Annotated in this window: 16 protein-coding genes and 1 tRNA gene; 10 read left to right on the top strand and 7 right to left on the bottom strand. The window is 46.9% G+C overall.

Annotated features, from left to right (window positions below; translation table 11 throughout):
• Positions 1 to 20 precede the first annotated feature (20 nt).
• The 4 genes from phrB to seqA form a co-directional block, all read right to left on the bottom strand.
• Complete coding sequence (gene phrB / locus BMX14_RS06340; RefSeq protein WP_092674403.1) at positions 21 to 1454, bottom strand: deoxyribodipyrimidine photo-lyase; 1434 nt, start codon at positions 1452 to 1454, stop codon at positions 21 to 23.
• A gap of 10 nt (positions 1455 to 1464) precedes the next feature.
• Positions 1465 to 2286 (bottom strand): YbgA family protein, encoded by an 822-nt coding sequence (locus tag BMX14_RS06335; RefSeq protein WP_092674400.1) that lies wholly within the window; start codon positions 2284 to 2286, stop codon positions 1465 to 1467.
• A 121-nt stretch (positions 2287 to 2407) separates the two neighbouring features.
• Positions 2408 to 4048, bottom strand: a complete 1641-nt coding sequence (gene pgm / locus BMX14_RS06330) for a phosphoglucomutase (alpha-D-glucose-1,6-bisphosphate-dependent) (protein ID WP_092674398.1) — start codon at positions 4046 to 4048, stop codon at positions 2408 to 2410.
• 28 nt (positions 4049 to 4076) lie between these two features.
• Positions 4077 to 4619, bottom strand: coding sequence for a replication initiation negative regulator SeqA (gene seqA, locus BMX14_RS06325; protein ID WP_092674396.1), 543 nt, complete (start codon positions 4617 to 4619; stop codon positions 4077 to 4079).
• Between the two features lie 220 nt (positions 4620 to 4839).
• Here seqA and ybfF point away from each other — a divergent pair, with 220 nt between their 5' ends.
• The 4 genes from ybfF to fur all read left to right on the top strand — a co-directional run bounded on the left by ybfF (position 4840) and on the right by fur (position 7235).
• Positions 4840 to 5610 (top strand): esterase, encoded by a 771-nt coding sequence (ybfF, locus tag BMX14_RS06320; RefSeq protein WP_092674393.1) that lies wholly within the window; start codon positions 4840 to 4842, stop codon positions 5608 to 5610.
• A gap of 147 nt (positions 5611 to 5757) precedes the next feature.
• Positions 5758 to 6039, top strand: a complete 282-nt coding sequence (gene ybfE, locus BMX14_RS06315; protein WP_092674391.1) for a LexA regulated protein — start codon at positions 5758 to 5760, stop codon at positions 6037 to 6039.
• Between the two features lie 120 nt (positions 6040 to 6159).
• On the top strand, positions 6160 to 6690 hold the full coding sequence (gene fldA / locus BMX14_RS06310; RefSeq protein WP_092674388.1) for a flavodoxin FldA: 531 nt from the start codon (positions 6160 to 6162) through the stop codon (positions 6688 to 6690).
• A gap of 98 nt (positions 6691 to 6788) precedes the next feature.
• Entirely contained in the window at positions 6789 to 7235 is a 447-nt protein-coding gene (gene fur, locus BMX14_RS06305) for a ferric iron uptake transcriptional regulator (protein WP_048911775.1), read from the top strand.
• A gap of 53 nt (positions 7236 to 7288) precedes the next feature.
• Here the strand turns inward: fur and BMX14_RS06300 are convergent, their stop codons facing one another.
• From BMX14_RS06300 to nagE, 3 genes are all read right to left on the bottom strand, one after another.
• Positions 7289 to 8236 (bottom strand): hypothetical protein, encoded by a 948-nt coding sequence (locus tag BMX14_RS06300; protein ID WP_092674386.1) that lies wholly within the window; start codon positions 8234 to 8236, stop codon positions 7289 to 7291.
• A gap of 235 nt (positions 8237 to 8471) precedes the next feature.
• Positions 8472 to 10136, bottom strand: a complete 1665-nt coding sequence (glnS, locus tag BMX14_RS06295; RefSeq protein WP_092674383.1) for a glutamine--tRNA ligase — start codon at positions 10134 to 10136, stop codon at positions 8472 to 8474.
• A gap of 152 nt (positions 10137 to 10288) precedes the next feature.
• On the bottom strand, positions 10289 to 12289 hold the full coding sequence (gene nagE, locus BMX14_RS06290; protein ID WP_230527360.1) for an N-acetylglucosamine-specific PTS transporter subunit IIBC: 2001 nt from the start codon (positions 12287 to 12289) through the stop codon (positions 10289 to 10291).
• A 343-nt stretch (positions 12290 to 12632) separates the two neighbouring features.
• Between nagE and nagB the strand changes: the two genes are divergently transcribed.
• The 6 genes from nagB (at position 12633) to BMX14_RS06260 (ending at position 18917) form a co-directional block, all read left to right on the top strand.
• Positions 12633 to 13433, top strand: a complete 801-nt coding sequence (nagB, locus tag BMX14_RS06285) for a glucosamine-6-phosphate deaminase (RefSeq protein WP_092674378.1) — start codon at positions 12633 to 12635, stop codon at positions 13431 to 13433.
• A gap of 43 nt (positions 13434 to 13476) precedes the next feature.
• Positions 13477 to 14625 (top strand): N-acetylglucosamine-6-phosphate deacetylase, encoded by a 1149-nt coding sequence (gene nagA, locus BMX14_RS06280; protein WP_092674376.1) that lies wholly within the window; start codon positions 13477 to 13479, stop codon positions 14623 to 14625.
• 8 nt (positions 14626 to 14633) lie between these two features.
• Positions 14634 to 15872 (top strand): DNA-binding transcriptional regulator NagC, encoded by a 1239-nt coding sequence (gene nagC, locus BMX14_RS06275; protein ID WP_092674373.1) that lies wholly within the window; start codon positions 14634 to 14636, stop codon positions 15870 to 15872.
• 23 nt (positions 15873 to 15895) lie between these two features.
• Positions 15896 to 16657, top strand: coding sequence for an HAD-IIA family hydrolase (locus BMX14_RS06270; RefSeq protein WP_092674371.1), 762 nt, complete (start codon positions 15896 to 15898; stop codon positions 16655 to 16657).
• A gap of 272 nt (positions 16658 to 16929) precedes the next feature.
• Positions 16930 to 18594, top strand: coding sequence for an asparagine synthase B (asnB, locus tag BMX14_RS06265; protein ID WP_092674368.1), 1665 nt, complete (start codon positions 16930 to 16932; stop codon positions 18592 to 18594).
• Between the two features lie 246 nt (positions 18595 to 18840).
• Positions 18841 to 18917, top strand: a tRNA-Met gene (locus tag BMX14_RS06260).
• The last annotated feature ends 2 nt before the right edge of the window (positions 18918 to 18919 follow it).

Here is an 18919-nt window from a genome sequence, read left to right as displayed (position 1 = left end):
ACGTTATCCTACGTTAACGATTATCGATATTTTCGCGCCTGTTCGAATGCCTGCAGGGTCGCTTCCCGAGCCTGGCGATGTTCCACAATTGGGCGTGAGTAATCAAGTTTCTTATTCTGTTTATCCGCCCACAACCAGGGTTCATGGATATTTTTTTCAGGCACTTCTTCTAATTCAGGAAGCCATTGGCGAATGAACGCGCCTTTGGGGTCGAAACGCTCCCCCTGCCGAGTGGGGTTAAAAATTCTAAAATAAGGTGCAGCATCTGTGCCTGTTGAGGCTGCCCATTGCCAGCCGCCATTATTGGCCGCTAAGTCCCCGTCAATCAGCTGTTCGGAAAAGTACCGCTCTCCCCATCGCCAATCGACCAGTAGATCCTTCACTAAGAAGCTCGCGCAGACCATTCTTAAACGGTTATGCATCCAACCCGTTTGATTCAGTTGACGCATTCCCGCATCGACGATGGGAAAACCAGTGTTGCCTTCACACCAGGCAGAAAAATGCTGTTTATTATTCTGCCAGCGGATATGGTCGGTCCAGGTTTGGAAAGGCTGATAACGACAAAGCTGCGGTTCGGCGACTAACAGATGACGATAGAAGTCTCGCCAAATCAATTCGTTCACCCACGTCGCCGCTCCGCCTGCCTGTTCCAAGGCATGAGGGTGGTCAGCGAGTATACGTTTCACACACTGTTTCGCAGAGAGCAGTCCAATCGCTAACGCTGCGGATAGACGGCTCGTATCGTCTTCGGCAGGTAAGTCGCGCTGCTCAGCATAACCCTCAACCCCATTTTTCGAAAATTCGCGTAGCCTTGTTAACGCGGCGTCATGCCCAACTGGAAATCTTTTCGTGTCATATTCACCCGCTTTGGTCGAAAAGTTAGGTAATGTCGACGATTTGACGGCGGAAGGATGCTTGCGTTGATGAGGGAGCGCACTGCACTCTATTTCTTCCGTACTCAACTTTTTGAGTACCGCCCGGGAAAACGGCGTGAAGACATGATACATCTTGCCCTGGCCCGTCAGTACCGATCCCGGAGAAAAGAGAGTCGAATCGGTAAATCCTTGGCACACAATGTCTTGCTGGTGGCACAGCGCTTCAATCTGCTGATCGCGCTGACGCTCGTTGATTTCATATTGGTAGTTATAGAACACCTTATCTATTTTATGTTTTTCACATAATTGCATGAATTCTTTTTCAAGCGTTTTATAGGTAGGAGTATTAATGATTACCAGCGGGATCCCTCTCTCCTTCAAATCCTGCTGGAGTATACCTAATGCGTCGTATTGATAGTTGAGCTGCCGGGCAGAGACATTGTGCTGTGTCCATTGTTCTGGTGTGACGCACCATAGAGCAATGACCTCAGCCTCGTTATCGATACAGGCGGCGGAAAGCGCAGGATTATCCCTTAAGCGTAAATCGTGACGAAACCAAACTAGATGCTGCTGCGACATATCATTCTGCCTATAAATCGTAGTCAATAAACCAAGGGTAAAGATAACGTTGCTGGGCCAGCCACTTATGCGGTGCAGCAGACTGCAATGTGCGTAGCGTTGCCTTTACCCCACCTAAAGAGGCTTCCCCCAATCGATATTGGTGGATAAGCGCGGTAAGTTGTTGACGAGCCTCATCATCGACTTTTTTACGGAAATAGCCTTGTAAATGCATCACCACGTTGGTGTGATTTTGTACCGTCGCAGGGTAGCGCAGTAACCGCATAAAACGCTGACGATACTGATGCGCAAACTCATATAAGGAGGGTTCGTGCTTAATATTTGCCACGAGGGGACCAAGCTGCCGATAAGCGGGTTGGGAGTGCGCCAAAAATTGCATTTTGTAACGTGTATGAAATTCAATAAGTTTGTGAGTCGACAGGGCTTCGCCGAGCAACTGATTAAACTCGTGCAAAACACTCATCTGTTCCACAAAATGATCCCACTGTGATGCATCGGCCAAATCAATCTTATTGATTACTGGCACTACATCGAGTTCTTCAGCCAGTAAACTAAAGACCCTTCTGATTTTAGAGCTGTCGGGATGGTCCGGCGGGTAGTAGTTGTCAATAATGACGCCACACAACGTATCGAGGTATAAGCCCTGTCCATGGAACCATTTCTCTAAATGAAAAGGCGGAGTGAGGAGTTCGTCGATGCTTTTATGCGTTAAGGGAATATCAATGATGGAGACGCTCACTGGCCCCGCTTCGCTCTGAAAAACCGGAGGGAAATTAAGCGGATCGACTATTGCCTCGGCAGGCCAATAAAATCGGGCAAGTATGAGCTTCATTCATTGTCATCCTTTTCAATCGACAGGCTAAAGGGTTACCCTCCAGCAGTAATTAACATCCATGAAGTGTAGCCAATAAATAAAAAAGGCGCCATTCAGGCGCCTATTCACATCAGAGTTATTACGCGTTTTTCAGCACTTCACTAACAATCTCTACGGCTTCTTTTTCGATACGTTGGCGATGTTCCGCCCCGAGGAAACTTTCACAATAGATCTTGTAGGCGTCTTCTGTCCCAGAAGGACGGGCCGCGAACCAACCGTTCTCTGTCATCACTTTCAAACCACCGATCGCGGCATCATTACCCGGGGCACGGGTAAGGCGAGCAATGATCGGATCCCCTGCTAAGGTATCCGCGCTAACCATTTCCGGTGAAAGCTTAGATAACGCACTCTTCTGTGCAGAACTTGCTGCGGCTTGAAGGCGGTTATAGCTTGGAGAACCAAATTTTTCGGCCAGTTCATCGTAATGTTGCTGTGGATTTTTCCCCGTTACGGCGGTAATTTCCGCCGCTAGCAGACACATGATGATGCCATCTTTATCCGTAGACCAAGCCGTTCCATCGAAACGTAAGAATGAGGCACCCGCGCTCTCTTCACCGCCAAAACCGAGCGTGCCCTCATAAAGACCGTCTACAAACCACTTAAAGCCGACGGGCACTTCAATCAGTTTACGCCCAATACTCTTCACTACCCGATCAATCATCGCGCTGGAAACTAATGTTTTACCCACTGCGACGTCTTGTCCCCATTGTGGACGATGTTGGAACAGATAGTTAATCGCAACAGCGAGATAATGGTTAGGGTTCATCAGTCCCGCAGGCGTGACAATGCCGTGACGGTCATAATCTGGGTCGTTACCAAACGCCAGATCAAATTGCTCGCGGTAAGCTAATAATCCCGCCATCGCGCATTCTGAAGAGCAGTCCATACGCACAGCGCCATCTTTATCAAGGTGCATAAAGCGGAAGGTTTGATCGACATGATCATTAACCAGTGTAATATCTAACTGATAGTGCTCGGCGATACGCTTCCAGTACTCAATACCGCTGCCGCCAAGCGGATCGACGCCCAGATGTAGGCCGGCTTTCTTGATTGCCGCAAAATCGATAACGTCTGCGAGACCTTCCACATAAGGTTGGATAAGGTCAATCTGCTTCAGCAATGGGCAGGCGTTAACTTCTGTAATTGAAAGACGCTTAACCCCTTCTAAGCCTTGTTGGATTAAGGCGTTCGCACGGTCTTCGACCACTTTAGTGATATTGGTATCAGCAGGTCCACCGTTAGGCGGATTATATTTAATGCCACCATCTTCCGGCGGGTTATGTGAGGGAGTAATTACAATCCCATCAGCCTGAGGACCGGATTTCTTATTGTGTTCTAAGATAGCATTAGAGATAGCAGGAGTTGGTGTATAGCCGTTATCACTTTGGATAATCACTTCAACACCATTTGCGAGAAGGACTTCGAGTACCGAAATCATGGCTGGTTCTGATAACGCGTGAGTATCTTTACCCACGTAGCAAGGACCGGTGATCCCTTGCTTTTGACGCTCTTCAGCAATAGCTTGGGCAATGGCTAAGATATGAGCTTCGTTGAAGCTCTGACGTGCCGCGCTGCCGCGATGCCCAGAGGTGCCAAACTTTACCGCGTGTTCCGTGCTAGCTAAATCTGGCGTCAATACATAATACTGTGCCGTCAACTGCGCCACGTTAATCAGATCGTTTTGCCCAGCGGGTTGCCCTGCTCTAGGGTGAGTTGCCATGAGTCCTTCTCCGGTACAAGTTATAATATTAGAGCGTTCCGCAAACCTTCTCTGTCAGTTCCTGCGGTAACTTCATTGTTTGCATAATATGTTCAACCATACTGCACTTACGTCCAGTATTGGTATTGGTGATAACCCAATAAGGTGTGCCCGAAATGTGCTTAGGCTTGGTGTGGTTACCACTTTGTAATAACGTTAACTCATCGCCTGCAAAATAGAGACGAGTCCGCCCTTGCATGGATTGGGTCGCTTGGGCAAACGCTTCGGCGTCCAGCTGATAGAGGGTTGACAGGATTAACATGAACCGATTAACGGCACGCTTTTGCTCGGCGTACTCATCGGAGAGCAATAACTCTCGCACGGCACGAACACGATCGGCAGGCTTCTTATCAATTGACGCTTTAGCCTTAGGTAATGCCTCAGGTGCAACGGCTGCGCAGTCTGCTTCCTGCAACGCTTGGTCAGTGACTTTTAACATTCTGCGTAAAATCTCAGACGCACTTTCGCCAATATGCTGTGTATGGCTGGCGATAAAGCGATAAAGGTCGTCATCTATTTCAATCGTTTTCATTGTAGTCCGTGCAAAAATTTTGAGACTTAAGACGTTTGAATGAGATAAGCCATTCATAAGCATTAAGTTGGTGTGATTATAAATTCAAAGTGGCGTTGACCAACAGATTTTAACTGTTCTTCGCCAAAACTCAGATAATGCCTTAAGCTTTCGCTAAATAAGCGTCAAGGTTAATTTCATGATACCTTAACTTTCCCTATTAACAGTAAGATCTTTAACGATGATTTTAAATAACCGCCTGCATTCTGCACAATTTGCCGCCCATCACCCTGCAATACTTCTTATCCATGGCTTATTTGGAAGTTTAGATAATCTCGGGATCCTTGCGCGTGATCTTCGTCACACCCATACCGTGCTGCAAGTCGATGTCCGCAACCACGGATTATCGCCGCGTAGCGAGCACATGGATTATGCGTCAATGGCGCAAGATATGTTTGATACCCTTGACTCGCATCAGCTTACAGACGTTATTGTTATTGGGCATTCTATGGGCGGTAAAATTGCCATGGCAATGACGGCACTCTCCCCCGCTCGCATTAAGCAACTCGTGATCATTGATATTGCTCCCGTGAATTACACGACCCGTCGCCATGACAGTATGTTTGCTGCGATGAACGCTGTCACTCAAGCCGGAGTGACGGAACGCTCCGAAGCAAAAAGCATCATGGAACGTACCCTTGATGAACCAGACGTTATTCAGTTTCTTTTAAAATCATTTCACCACGGTGAGTGGCGCTTTGCTATTCCGACACTTTGGAACAATTACGCCACGATTTCTGGCTGGGAAACACTTCCCGCGTGGAATGGCCCCGTTCTTTTTATTCGTGGTAAAAACTCAGCCTATCTTGATGAGCGCTATCAGGCGCCACTGATTGCGCAATTTCCACAAGCGAAAGCCTACGTTATCGCTGGAGCGGGACACTGGGTTCATGCCGAAAAACCCCAAGCAGTACAACGGGCCGTGCAACGTTTTTTATCCGTTACAGGATAAAAAACCCTTCAGCTTCGATTTTCGATGGCGCTGTGCGGTGCGGTAGAGTATTATTGCGCGCTCATTTTTAGCAGGCATCAACGACCTATTTCATGATGCAGCAAAGGCTTAATCCTAAGACGTTCTGCAGGTACTCATTTTCTCATCATGGCAAAAGAACACACTGATCGAACAACCCTAGACTTGTTTGCAGAAGAGCGCCGACCTGGCCGCCCCAAAACAAGTCCTTTGACACGCGATGAGCAGTTACGTATTAATAAGCGTAATCAGTTAAGACGAGATAAAGACAAGGGCTTACAGCGTGTTGAACTGAAAATGCCCAGTGAAATAGTCGAAGCACTGAATATGCTGGCAGACCAACACAATATGAGCCGAAGTGAATTAATTGAGACGATGATCGCTTCACAACTCGCACTGAGCCGTGGGTAATTCGCACTCACGGATAAATCTGTAGACTTTACAAGTTCCGCAAGATTTTCAGGTCTGTTATCATCGTCGCAATCATTATTCACCCTATTTAGAACATAGATTCAAGAGGTAAAGCTCCCCATGGCAATCGTAGGCATCTTTTTCGGTAGTGATACCGGCAATACTGAAAATATCTCAAAAATGATCCAGAAGCAGCTTGGAAAAGAGGTTGCTGACGTTCACGATATTGCAAAATGTGCCAAAGAGGACATAGAAGCTTATGATATCCTGCTACTCGGTATCCCTACTTGGTATTACGGTGAAGCGCAATGCGATTGGGATGACTTTTTCCCAACACTCGAAGAGATTGATTTCGCTGGTAAATTAGTCGCGCTTTTCGGCTGTGGTGATCAAGAAGATTATTCAGAATACTTTTGTGATGCCTTAGGCACTATCCGCGATATTATCGAGCCTAAAGGTGCGGTCATTGTTGGGCACTGGCCAACAGAGGGTTACCATTTCGAAGAGTCCAAAGGACTTGCGGATGATAAACACTTCTTAGGCTTGGCAATCGATGAAGACCGTCAACCCGAACTCACCAATGACCGTGTAACAAGCTGGGTGCAGCAGATTTCCGATGAGATGCAGCTAAAAGAAATCCTTAATGCTTGATGGGGTTTTCAAACCAATTGTGTTACTGTAATAGGCGAATTTAAATATAAGAGGGGCTGCCCAATGTCCCTTTTAATAAAGCAACAGGACAATATTGCATGACTGATAACAACTCTGCACTGAAAAAAGCTGGTCTGAAGGTCACGCTGCCAAGATTGAAAATTTTGGAAGTGCTTCAAGAACCAGAATGTCACCACGTCAGTGCGGAAGATTTGTATAAGCGGCTTATTGATATGGGTGAAGAAATTGGTTTAGCGACCGTTTATCGCGTACTTAACCAATTTGACGATGCCGGCATCGTTACCCGCCATAATTTCGAAGGTGGAAAATCAGTTTTCGAATTGACCCAGCAGCAGCATCATGACCATCTGATTTGCTTAGACTGTGGTCGTGTCATTGAGTTTTCAGACGAATTTATTGAGACTCGTCAACGCGATATCGCAAAACGCTTTGGGATTAAATTGACTAACCATAGCTTATATCTTTACGGTCACTGTACCGATGGCGATTGTCGTAAAGACGACACGCTACACGAAGAGCGTTAAGTTAACGAGTTAAAAAAACCCCACGCTAGCGTGGGGTTTTTTATGCCTGTCACTTATTTTACTGCTGCCATTGGTTCGCTAATCCCTTTAAGCCGTACCCTCTTTCTGACACTTTCACGTAAAGGGTAAGGCGACGCATTCGAACGGAGCTGTTGGGCAAAAACTTGCACTGCTTGACTGATCTCAGGTTTGAACGCATTGGGAGAATCGACAAGTTGACCATTCTCCAAATCATAACAAAGCTCCCCGCTTTCATTCGCCTCCACGAAGATGACCTGTCGGATATCTCGCTGTTGCTCTGCGAAGTAAGTCAGTTTCTGCTGTTGAGTCATCATCCAACGCTCACTAAGATGGCTTTGATGAAGAGTCGTCAGGAAAGGCGTGATGTCGACAGCCGCTTTATTAAGAAGGAAAAAACCTTGATTAACCATCACGTACAGCCGGTTCATCGCTAACCGATAACGTTGATACTCACTAAACTGTTGTCTTAATGAGCCTCGACTCGCCACTTTTTCTTCACACGCCGTCAGTAAGGTTGCCAGGGAAGTCGCTTCTTCGAACCAAGTATCAAGTCCAGCAGATAATGAAAGATCGCCGTCGACAAAAGTGCGGTATCTATCGAAACTCTCCGTCTTATTGTAAAGAGTCGCGGCCAAATAGAGGCCTTGTTCGCTCGTGGCGATGGTGGCAGTCGCTAACATAATCTGTTGCCCTATGGCCACTAAGACATCAGACAAATGTTGCTGAACTAAAGCTTGCTTCCCACTCTGCGCATTTTTACTGAGTCGTTGAGCGCTCAAGCGTAAAGGCGAATGGACGAAAGGATCGTTGGCGGGTCGATGTAAATAATGGCCCTTCGCCGTCTGGCGATACAGATGAGAAAATAGGGGTAAATATCCTTCACCCAATTGATAAAACTGCAGGGTCTCAGGCTTCATACCGAAGTAGAAGTCTTTATAACGGCTTAGTTTTTCAAATCCAGCTAATACAGTATTTATCATTATTCATTCGTCCCACTGAACGCGCGTTGGCGTGCAATCATTTCTGCTCATTGCTTTGTAGCAATGAACGCTTAAACCATAGCTCAACACCCTCTTTTACTCTCGGATGATTAAGATAAGATTAAAAAGCGAAAAAAAGATAAATAGAGAACGAAGATAACTTGAGATAATAGGAAGTGATAAGGCAGGATGTTGCAGCAAGACCCTCGGACGAGAGTCTTACTGCGCAGTAGAATTAGACAGTTTTCTGCCAAGTGTCGCGTAATCCAACCGTACGGTTAAAGACTAGATTGTCAGCACTCGAATATTTACTGTCGGCGCAGAAATAGCCTTCACGCTCGAACTGATAAGGCTTACTCGCTTGTGCGGTCGCTAAGCTTTGTTCCACAAAACCCTGACGAATCGTCAATGATTCCGGATTGATCGCCGTGAGAAAATCGTCTTCCGCAGCAGGATTCGGCACGCTGAATAAGCGGTCATATAATCGAAACTCTGCCGGTAGCCCCGTCACTGCGGAAACCCAATGAATAACGCCTTTTACCTTGCGTCCGTCTGCTGGGTCTTTGCCTAAAGTCTCTACGTCGCAGGTGCAATGAATCACGGTAATTTCACCCTGTTCATCTTTCTCGATACGTTCAGCCTTCACCACATAAGCATTACGCAGACGCACTTCTTTGCCTAGGACCAGTCGCTTATAATGCTTATTCGCTTCTTCACGGAAATCTGCGCGATCGATCCAAATTTCACGGCTGAATGTCACTTCACGTGACCCCATATCGGTTCGGTTTGGGTGCTCAGAGACGGTTAAGGTCTGTTGATAATCCTCAGGTAAATTATCAATCACCATTTTTACCGGATCTAATACCGCCATGGCTCGAGGCGCATTTTCATTTAAATCGTCACGAATACACGATTCCAAAGAGGCCATTTCGACGATGTTATCCTGTTTAGTCACACCGATACGCTTACAAAACTCCCGTAATGAGGCGGCGGTGTAACCACGACGACGAAGGCCCGATACCGTTAACATACGAGGATCGTCCCAGCCCTCAACCACTTTTTCGGAAACCAGTTGCGTCAGCTTACGCTTAGACATCACGGCATATTCCAAGTTAAGACGGGAAAATTCGTATTGGCGTGGACGCGCTTCGATAGAGATATTATCCAATACCCAATCGTAAAGACGACGGTTATCTTGGAATTCAAGCGTACAAAGTGAGTGCGTGATGCCTTCAATCGCATCGGAAATGCAATGGGTAAAGTCATACATCGGGTAGATGCACCACTTATTACCGGTTTGGTGGTGTTCTGCAAATTTGATCCGGTACAGAACGGGATCACGCATAACGATAAAGTTAGACGCCATATCGATTTTAGCACGAAGACAAGCGGTGCCTTCTGCAAAGCCACCTGCACGCATCTTTTCGAATAAAGCTAAGTTTTCTTCGACACTGCGATCACGATAAGGACTATTTTTACCCGGCGAGGTCAATGACCCGCGATATTCACGAATTTGTTCAGGGGTTAACTCATCAACGTAGGCCAAGCCCTTGTTAATAAGTTCTACCGCATAGCCGTAGAGGCGATCGAAATAGTCAGAGGAGTAGCGAGGTTCGCCCTGCCAACTAAATCCTAGCCACTCGACATCGCGCTGAATTGACTCGATAAACTCCACGTCTTCTTTAACTGGATTGGTATCATCGAAGCGTAAATTACACTGCCCTTGATAATCTTGAGCGATACCGAAATTCAAGCAAATAGACTTCGCATGGCCAATGTGTAGGTAACCATTGGGTTCAGGGGGGAAACGAGTATGAACCTGGTTAAGTTTACCACTCGCCAGATCTTCATCAATGATCTGACGAATAAAGTTGGTTGGGCGGGCTTCAGCCTCACTCATCTTAAATCCCTCAATTACGGTGAACGGTACTTTGTATTAACAGTTATACCTTATGATCCATAAAGCTAGACCGATAAACAACCGTTAGTTAATAAACAACGATAAAAAAGGCAGGATTATCCCCTGCCTGTTGGTCATTCACCGTTAAGCGGCTATTTTATAATCGCTAACAATGGCGATTGCCCGGCTATGACTTGTTTTTCTGCTTTGAGCACTAATTGAGCATAGTCTTCGCTGTTACTGACCACGACAGGGCTAATCATTGAGGGGGCATGCTCGGAGAGGTAGGCCAAATCCATTTTTAAAATGGGTTGACCTTGCGCGACTTCAGCACCTTCTTCAACTAACCGCTCAAACCCTTTGCCTTCAAGCGCTACCGTATCAATTCCCATATGAACAATAATCTCTACCCCTTCATTCGACTCAAGACAGAATGCATGATTGGTGGCGAAGATCTTAACTATAGTCCCCGCTAAAGGAGCCACCACCCGTTCACCCGTTGGATTGATAGCGATGCCATCCCCAACGGCTTTGGAGGAGAAAGCCGCATCAGGGACTTGTTCCAGCATGACGATCTCACCGCTAACCGGGGCGACTAAGGTTGCTAGTGCGGGCTGCGGTGAATCGTTTTTAATTTCAGGCGCGACAACTTCTTCAATCTTTGGGGAAACAGTTTGTGTCGGTAACACCGCACTTATCGGGCCTTTTTTACTTACCGCTTTCATCGCATCGGCGATCGCTTCCGCTTGCGTTCCCACGACAATTTGTACGCTCTGTTTATTGAGGTGTAAAACGCCCGAAGCCCCTAATTTTTTCGCTAATGCATCATTCACTTTATCGGTATCAACCACTGACAGACGTAAACGGGTAATACATGCATCGATATTGGTCAGGTTACTCGACCCACCCACCACAGCAATATAGCGACGAGCCAGTGACTCATTGCGTGATTCCCCTTGCTCGTCTTGGCTAATACTCTCTTCTACCCCTTCCATTTCTGCCATCTCGGCTTCGGTCTCGCGCCCAGGTGTCTTGAGGTTGAATTTAAGGATAGTGAAACGAAACACAACATAGTAGATGACGAAGAACGCCAAGCCTTGCGGAATTAACATATACCAATGTGTGGCAAGCGGGTTGCGCGATGACAGGATCATATCGACCAATCCCGCACTAAAACCAAAACCCGAAATCCAGTGCATTGACGCCGCGATAAAGACAGAGATCCCGGTTAATACAGCGTGGATAACAAACAGGACTGGCGCAACAAACATAAAGGAAAATTCAAGTGGCTCAGTGATACCAGTAAAGAACGCGGCGAACGCGGCAGCAAGCATGATACTTCCTACCTTGGCGCGGTTCTCAGGACGCGCACACTGCCAGATAGCCAAGGCAGCACCCGGTAAGCCGAACATCATGACCGGGAAGAATCCTGCTTGATAACGGCCAGTGACCCCGACGATTCCGGTTCCTTGAGCAATAGATTTCGCCCCTCCCAAGAAGTTAGGGATGTCATTAATGCCTGCGACATCGAACCAGAAGACGGCGTTCAGGGCATGATGAAGGCCTACCGCGATTAAGATACGGTTGAAGAAGGCATAGATACCGGCCCCGAGTGCGCCCATCTTCTGAATATGGATCCCGAATTCGACTAACGCGTTAAACACCAATGGCCAGATATACATTAAAATAAAGGCCACCACGATCATCAGGAAAGAGACTAAAATTGGGACTAAACGGCGACCACTGAAAAACGACAGCGCCTTAGGCAGTTCAACATGGCTAAAACGGTTGTAAACTTCCGCCGAGCAAATACCGACTAAAATCCCAATAAACGGGTTTTTAATTTTCTGGAAGGCGAGTGGCACTTGTTCCAGAGGTATTTGCTGGATCAGGCTGACGGCACTCGGGGCACATAAGTTTGTCACGACGAGGAAGCCAATAAATCCAGTCAGCGCCGCCGCACCGTCTTTATCTTTCGACATCCCATAAGCGATACCTATCGCAAAAAGCGCTGGCATATTATCAAGGATGGCCATCCCTGACGTGGTGAGTAACGCGGCAATTGCGTTATTAGGATGACTACTGCTTTGTTCAATCCAGTACCCTATCCCCATCAAAATTGCCGCAGCGGGTAAGGTCGCTACAGGCACCATTAGCGCCCGCCCCACGCGTTGTAAATAATTTAATAGACTCACCTTAAACCCCTCAGCTGCGTACGTATTATGATCATGACAATGACTGGGTCGCCGTACTACCTTTTTTCGCCAATCATCAATTGCCCATTAAAGAGTTAATTAATTTTCTTCGCAAATTAAACTGTCCATTTTTATGACGGCCATCAACAATTCCGTGTTTTTAAATGGATATTTGTAGCGTTTATCGACCACTTATTTTAGTATTAAAAATATCATTCCTCGCGTCCGGAAGTCAGTCAATTGTCAGGGTGTGAAATTATCCGGTTACCGAGTCTTTCTTTAATGCATCAACGAGGTAAATATGCGATTGATTCCACTCGCTTATGCGGAACAAGTTGGCCAATGGGCTGCCCTTCACATCGTTAAGCGCATCAATGCTTTTCAACCGACTGCCACTCAACCCTTTGTTCTGGGGTTACCGACGGGAAGTACCCCTTTACAGACCTATAAAGCCCTAATCGCACTCTATCAAGCGGGTAAGGTAAGCTTTGAGCATGTGGTGACGTTCAATATGGACGAGTATGTGGGGTTACCACAAGAACATCCTGAAAGTTATCATAGTTTTATGCATAAAAACTTCTTTGATCACATTAATATTCGAAAAGAGAATATTAACTTGCTCGATGGCAATGCAGAAGATGTTGAGGCTGAATGCCAGCGTTATGAGCAAAAGATTAAGGCTTACGGCAAAATTCATCTCTTTATGGGGGGAGTGGGTAACGATGGCCATATTGCGTTTAATGAACCCGCCTCGTCACTTTCTTCCCGTACGCGAATAAAAACGTTGACTCATGAGACCCGACTCGCTAACTCCCGCTTCTTCAACAACGATATTAATGCGGTGCCTAAGCACGCCCTTACCGTTGGCGTCGGAACGCTACTTGACGCACAAGAAGTGATGATCTTGGTCACAGGCAGTGCCAAAGCTCATGCGCTACACGCGGCAGTTGAGGGCAATGTCAACCATATGTGGACCATAAGCTGCCTACAACTTCATCCTAAATCTTTGATTATTTGCGATAAAGCCGCCACTATGGAGCTAAAAGTTAAGACCGTAGATTACTTCCAAGAGATGGAAGCAGAAAATATTAAAAACGTTTAGACACAACGGGTAAGCCCTTTATTACCCGCTTGGGAGTGGAAAAATGTATGCATTAACCGAAGGTCGTATCTTTAGCGGCTCACAACTATTTGACAACCATGCGCTCGTTATTGATGGAGAGACAATTGTTGAGATCTGCCCGATAGCCGATCTCGACACCACCATTGAACGCCGCTCGGTGGCTGGCGGATATATCGCCCCAGGGTTTATCGACCTGCAACTGAATGGTTGTGGTGGAGTACAGTTTAGTGAGCAGCTCAGTGCATTGAGTGTGGAAACATTGCATCAGATGCAACGTACCAATGAAGCCTCTGGCTGCACAAGTTTCTTACCTACGTTGATTACCAGCAGCGATGAGATGATGAAGCAAGCCGTGGACACCCTGCACCGCTGGCTTGAGAGCCATCCTCATCAAGCTCTCGGCTTACACCTTGAGGGGCCTTGGTTAAATAAAGAGAAAAAAGGGACCCATGACGCGGCATTAATTCGCTCACCTACTCCGGAAATGGTGAACTTTCTTTGTGAAAACGCCGCAGTCATTAGCAAAATCACCCTTGCCCCAGAATGTGTTCCTCAGTCGGTGATTAAACAATTAGTCGCAGCAGGAATTGTCGTCTCTATTGGTCATTCGAATGCGACTTACGAACAAGCCATGGCCGGGTTTGATGCAGGGATTACTTTCGCGACGCATTTATATAATGCGATGCCGCTTCCCGCCGGCAGAGCGCCCGGAGTAATCGGCGCGGTATTCGACTCCCCATCGGTTTACTGTGGTATGATCGCCGATGGTCACCATGTTCATTTCGCCAGCCTACGCACTGCGCAGAAAATTAAACAGGCACAAGCGATTTTGGTGACCGATGCGACGGCGCCTGCTGGGACTGATATTGACCATTTCACCTTTGCGGGAAAGACCATTTATTATAAAGATGGCCTTTGTGTCGATGATCAGGGCACCTTAAGCGGGTCCGCTCTCACGATGATTGAGGCAGTAAAAAATAGCGTCGAGTATCTCGGCATCCCTCTTGATGAGGCGCTAAGAATGGCAAGCCTCTATCCCGCACGAGCCATCAATGTTGAGCGGAAGTTAGGGTCATTGCAGGCAGGGAAAATTGCAAATATCGTCGTTTTCACATCCGGTTTTGAAATTATTGAAACCATCGTCAATGGTGACACAGTTTATCATAGGTAATTATTGGTATGCCCAATAGCGGTGCTGCACAAATTGGTAATGTCGATCTGGTCAAGCAACTCAATGGCGCCGCAGTCTATGGCCTCATCGATCAGAATGGCCCCATCTCTCGTATTCAAGTCGCAGAATTGAGTCAACTGGCTCCTGCCAGCGTGACCAAAATTACCCGCCAATTACTGGAACGCGGTTTGATAAAAGAGGTTGAGCAACAAGCCTCTACTGGGGGAAGACGGGCCATTTCGATCGTTACGGAAACCCGCCCCTTCCATACGGTTGCCGTCAGATTAGGCCGCAAAGATGCAACCATCGCCTTATTTGATCTCAGCAGCAAAGTCCTCGTTGAACAGAGTTATCCTCTCAGTGCAGAGACTCAAGAGGCATTACAGCAGCAACTGTTCACCATCATTGAACACTTTATCGCAGAGAATAAGAACGTTATTCGTGAACTCATTGCGATATCGGTCATTTTACCGGGATTGGTCGATCCCGAAAATGGCAAAGTGCGGTACATGCCCCATATCGCGGTCGATCAGTGGCCATTGGTTGAAGCACTAAACAAAACATTCAAATTAGCGAGCTTTGTCGGGCACGATATCCGCAGTCTAGCGCTTGCTGAATATTATTTTGGCGCGGGTAGCGATTGCTCAGATTCATTATTGGTCCGAATTCACCGTGGCGCGGGTGCCGGTGTAATCATTAACGAAAATATTTTTGTAGGTCGCAATGGCAATGCCGTCGAAATCGGCCATATTCAAGTTGATCCCCTTGGGGAACAATGTGCTTGTGGCCACTTTGGTTGTTTAGAAACGGTCGTCTCAAATCCCGCTATCGAGAAAAAGGTTAAGCAACTCCTGTTAGCTGGATATGCAAGTTGCCTATCCGCCGAGGCCTGTACTATTCACGATATCTGTCGAGCTGCTAACCTAGGCGATTCATTGGCGACGGAGGTTCTTAAACACGCTGCAGTCACTCTCGGAAAGGTCATTGCTTCATCCATTAATTTGTTTAATCCCCAAAAAGTCATCATCGCCGGTGAGATTACCGCGGCAGATGCTATTCTTTTTCCTATCATACAACGCTGTATTGATACCCAAACGCTCAATGCTTTTGGCGAAAATTTACCCGTCGTCAGCTCGCAGCTCGGTAATCGTTCCGCGATCGGCGCTTTTGCTTTGGTAAAGCGTGCTATGTTAAACGGTAAATTACTCCAGCATCTTTTGGATGATGGGAGGAAACTCCCCAGCTAGCACGGACTATTAGGAAGATTGAGATGACACTCAAAAATGTGATTTGTGATATAGATGGCGTACTCATGTACGATAATAAAGCGGTTGAAGGGGCTGGCGCTTTTTTGCACCGCCTGATCGATAACGACGTCCCTGTTGTGTTACTGACCAACTATCCTTCCCAAACTGCTCAAGATCTTGCTAACCGCTTTCATTCCGCGGGAATAGAAGTCCCCGCCTCACTCTTTTATACCTCCGCCATGGCGACTGCAGACTTTCTTAGCCAACAACCCGGTAAGAAGGCCTATGTTATTGGCGAAGGCGCTCTGGTTCATGAACTGTATAAAGCGGGCTTTACCCTCACCGATGTTAATCCTGATTTCGTGATAGTTGGCGAAACTCGTTCCTACAACTGGGAAATGATGCATAAAGCAGCTTATTGCGTGGCCAACGGTGCTCGCTTTATTGCAACTAACCCTGACACACATGCCAAAGGGTTCGTACCGGGGTGTGGAGCACTGTGTGCAGGGATTGAAAAAATTTCAGGTCGCTCGCCTTTTTATGTAGGTAAACCGAGTCCTTATATTATTCGTGCGGCATTGAATCGTATCCACGCCCACTCCGAAGAAACGATCATTATCGGTGATAATTTACGTACTGATATTCTGGCGGGCTTTCAGGCTGGTTTGAAAACGGCACTGGTACTGTCGGGTGTCTCCCAACAGCAAGACGTCGAAAACGTTCCTTTCCGCCCCGATTGGATCTTCCCTTCCGTGGCCAGTATCGATCTCGCCGAGCTAAACTAACCTTCTATGGCCTTTTAATGAAAAAGGCCTTCTTTTATAAATATTCTAAAAAAACGACAATCGATGAATAAAATCTAATTTAAACCTCATTTAATTAGATTAAATCAATTAAATCCCTGCACTCCATATCTATTTTACGATTTTTTGTGAAACTACTTGCATTCGAGACTCCAAATAGCGCATTTTCTTATACAAGGCGTCTAGGAAAGGCCCAAATCAATAACTTAAACGCAAAACAGCTATCATCACTGGATGAGTTCAGGAGTAGAAATATGTGTTCGATTTTTGGTGTACTGGATTTACAAACTGAGACAACAGAATTAAGGAAGAAAGCGCTAGAGCTTTCAGGATTAATGCGTCATCGTGGACCGGACTGGTCAGGCATTTTTGCTGACGATCACGCTATTTTAGCGCACGAACGCCTCTCCATTGTCGATGTTAATAATGGTGCCCAACCTCTCTATAATGCTGATCGAACGCATGTCTTAGCCGTGAACGGTGAGATCTATAACCACCATACCTTACGCAGCGCGTTACAAGATAAATACGAATTCCAAACAGGGTCTGACTGTGAAGTAATCTTGGCACTCTACCAAGAAAAAGGACACGATTTCCTTGATGACCTGCAAGGCATGTTTGCGTTTATCCTCTACGATACCGTCAAACAAAGCTGGCTGATTGGACGCGACCATATCGGGATCATCCCGCTGTATTACGGCCACGATGAACACGGTAACCTATTTGTGGCGTCAGAAATGAAAGCCCTAGTGCCGGTCTGTCGGACAATCAACGAATTCCCTCCTGGAAGCTACATGAGCAGTGAGGACCATCAGATCCACCGTTACTATCAGCGGGACTGGATGGAGTACGAAAACGTAGCAGAAGCGGTTACCGATAAAGTAGCACTGAAAGATGCCCTCGAAGAGTCGGTAAAAAGCCACCTGATGTCTGACGTGCCTTACGGGGTATTACTCTCTGGTGGATTGGACTCATCAATTATTTCCGCTATTACTAAGCGCTTCGCGGCTAAGCGCGTTGAAGATGCTGACCAAAGCGATGCATGGTGGCCACAACTGCACTCTTTCGCCGTCGGGTTAAAAGGGGCGCCGGATCTTAAAGCAGCGAAAGAAGTCGCCGAAGCCTTAGGGACCGTCCACCATGAAATCAACTTCACCGTACAAGAAGGCCTTGATGCCATCAAAGATGTGATTTATCACATCGAAACCTACGATGTGACGACTATTCGCGCCTCTACCCCAATGTATTTGATGTCTCGTAAAATCAAAGCTATGGGAATTAAAATGGTACTTTCCGGCGAAGGGGCAGATGAGATTTTTGGCGGCTACCTCTATTTCCATAAGGCGCCTAATGCTAAAGAGTTTCACGAGGAGAACGTACGGAAACTTGCAGCATTGCATATGTATGACTGCGCGCGCGCCAACAAAGCGATGTCAGCGTGGGGGGTCGAAGCCCGGGTACCCTTCTTAGATAAACAGTTTTTAGATGTTGCAATGCGCATCAACCCGGCAGACAAGATGTGTGGCCAAAACGGTAAAATGGAGAAACACATTCTACGTGAATGCTTCAGTAGCGACTTACCAGAGAGCGTTGCGTGGCGTCAAAAAGAGCAATTCTCCGATGGTGTCGGCTATAGCTGGATTGATTCGCTAAAAGAGGTCGCGGCTCAGCAAGTCACGGATCAGCAATTAGCAACGGCAAGCTACCGTTTCCCTTACAATACCCCGGCGTCGAAAGAAGCCTATCTTTACCGTGAAATTTTTGAGTCACTTTTCCCTGTAGCGAGTGCGGCAGAGTGTGTGCCTGGCGGGCCATCCGTTGCCTGTTCATCTGCGAAAGCGATTGAATGGGACGAAGCATTTAAAACAATGGATGATCCTTCAGGACGTGCGGTAGGCGTTCACCAGTCGGCTTACTAAGCTTATCTGTTAAGCTCTATTAAACCCTCATTGATGAGGGTTTTTTTTCGCCCTCTATTTTTTAGGATACGGGAAAAGAGCCGAATAAATTCAGTATTTTGGTTAAGTTGCCACCAGCTTGCGTATTCTGCAACCAAACAGAGCGTAATTTAATAAAAAGCTTAAAAAAGTGGTTGACCGAGTCAGTGCAAATTAGCATAATGCGCCCCGCAACGCCGACAAAGGTAGCGCAAAAAGAGTAAAGATGGCTACGTAGCTCAGCTGGTTAGAGCACAGCACTCATAATGCTGGGGTCACAGGTTCGATTCCCGTCGTAGCCACCATC

This window comes from Rosenbergiella nectarea, from assembly GCF_900111105.1.
Classification (GTDB): Bacteria; Pseudomonadota; Gammaproteobacteria; order Enterobacterales; family Enterobacteriaceae; genus Rosenbergiella; species Rosenbergiella nectarea.
The sequence above is the reverse complement of the archived record's forward strand: the minus strand, read 5'-3'. Positions and strand labels throughout refer to the sequence as shown.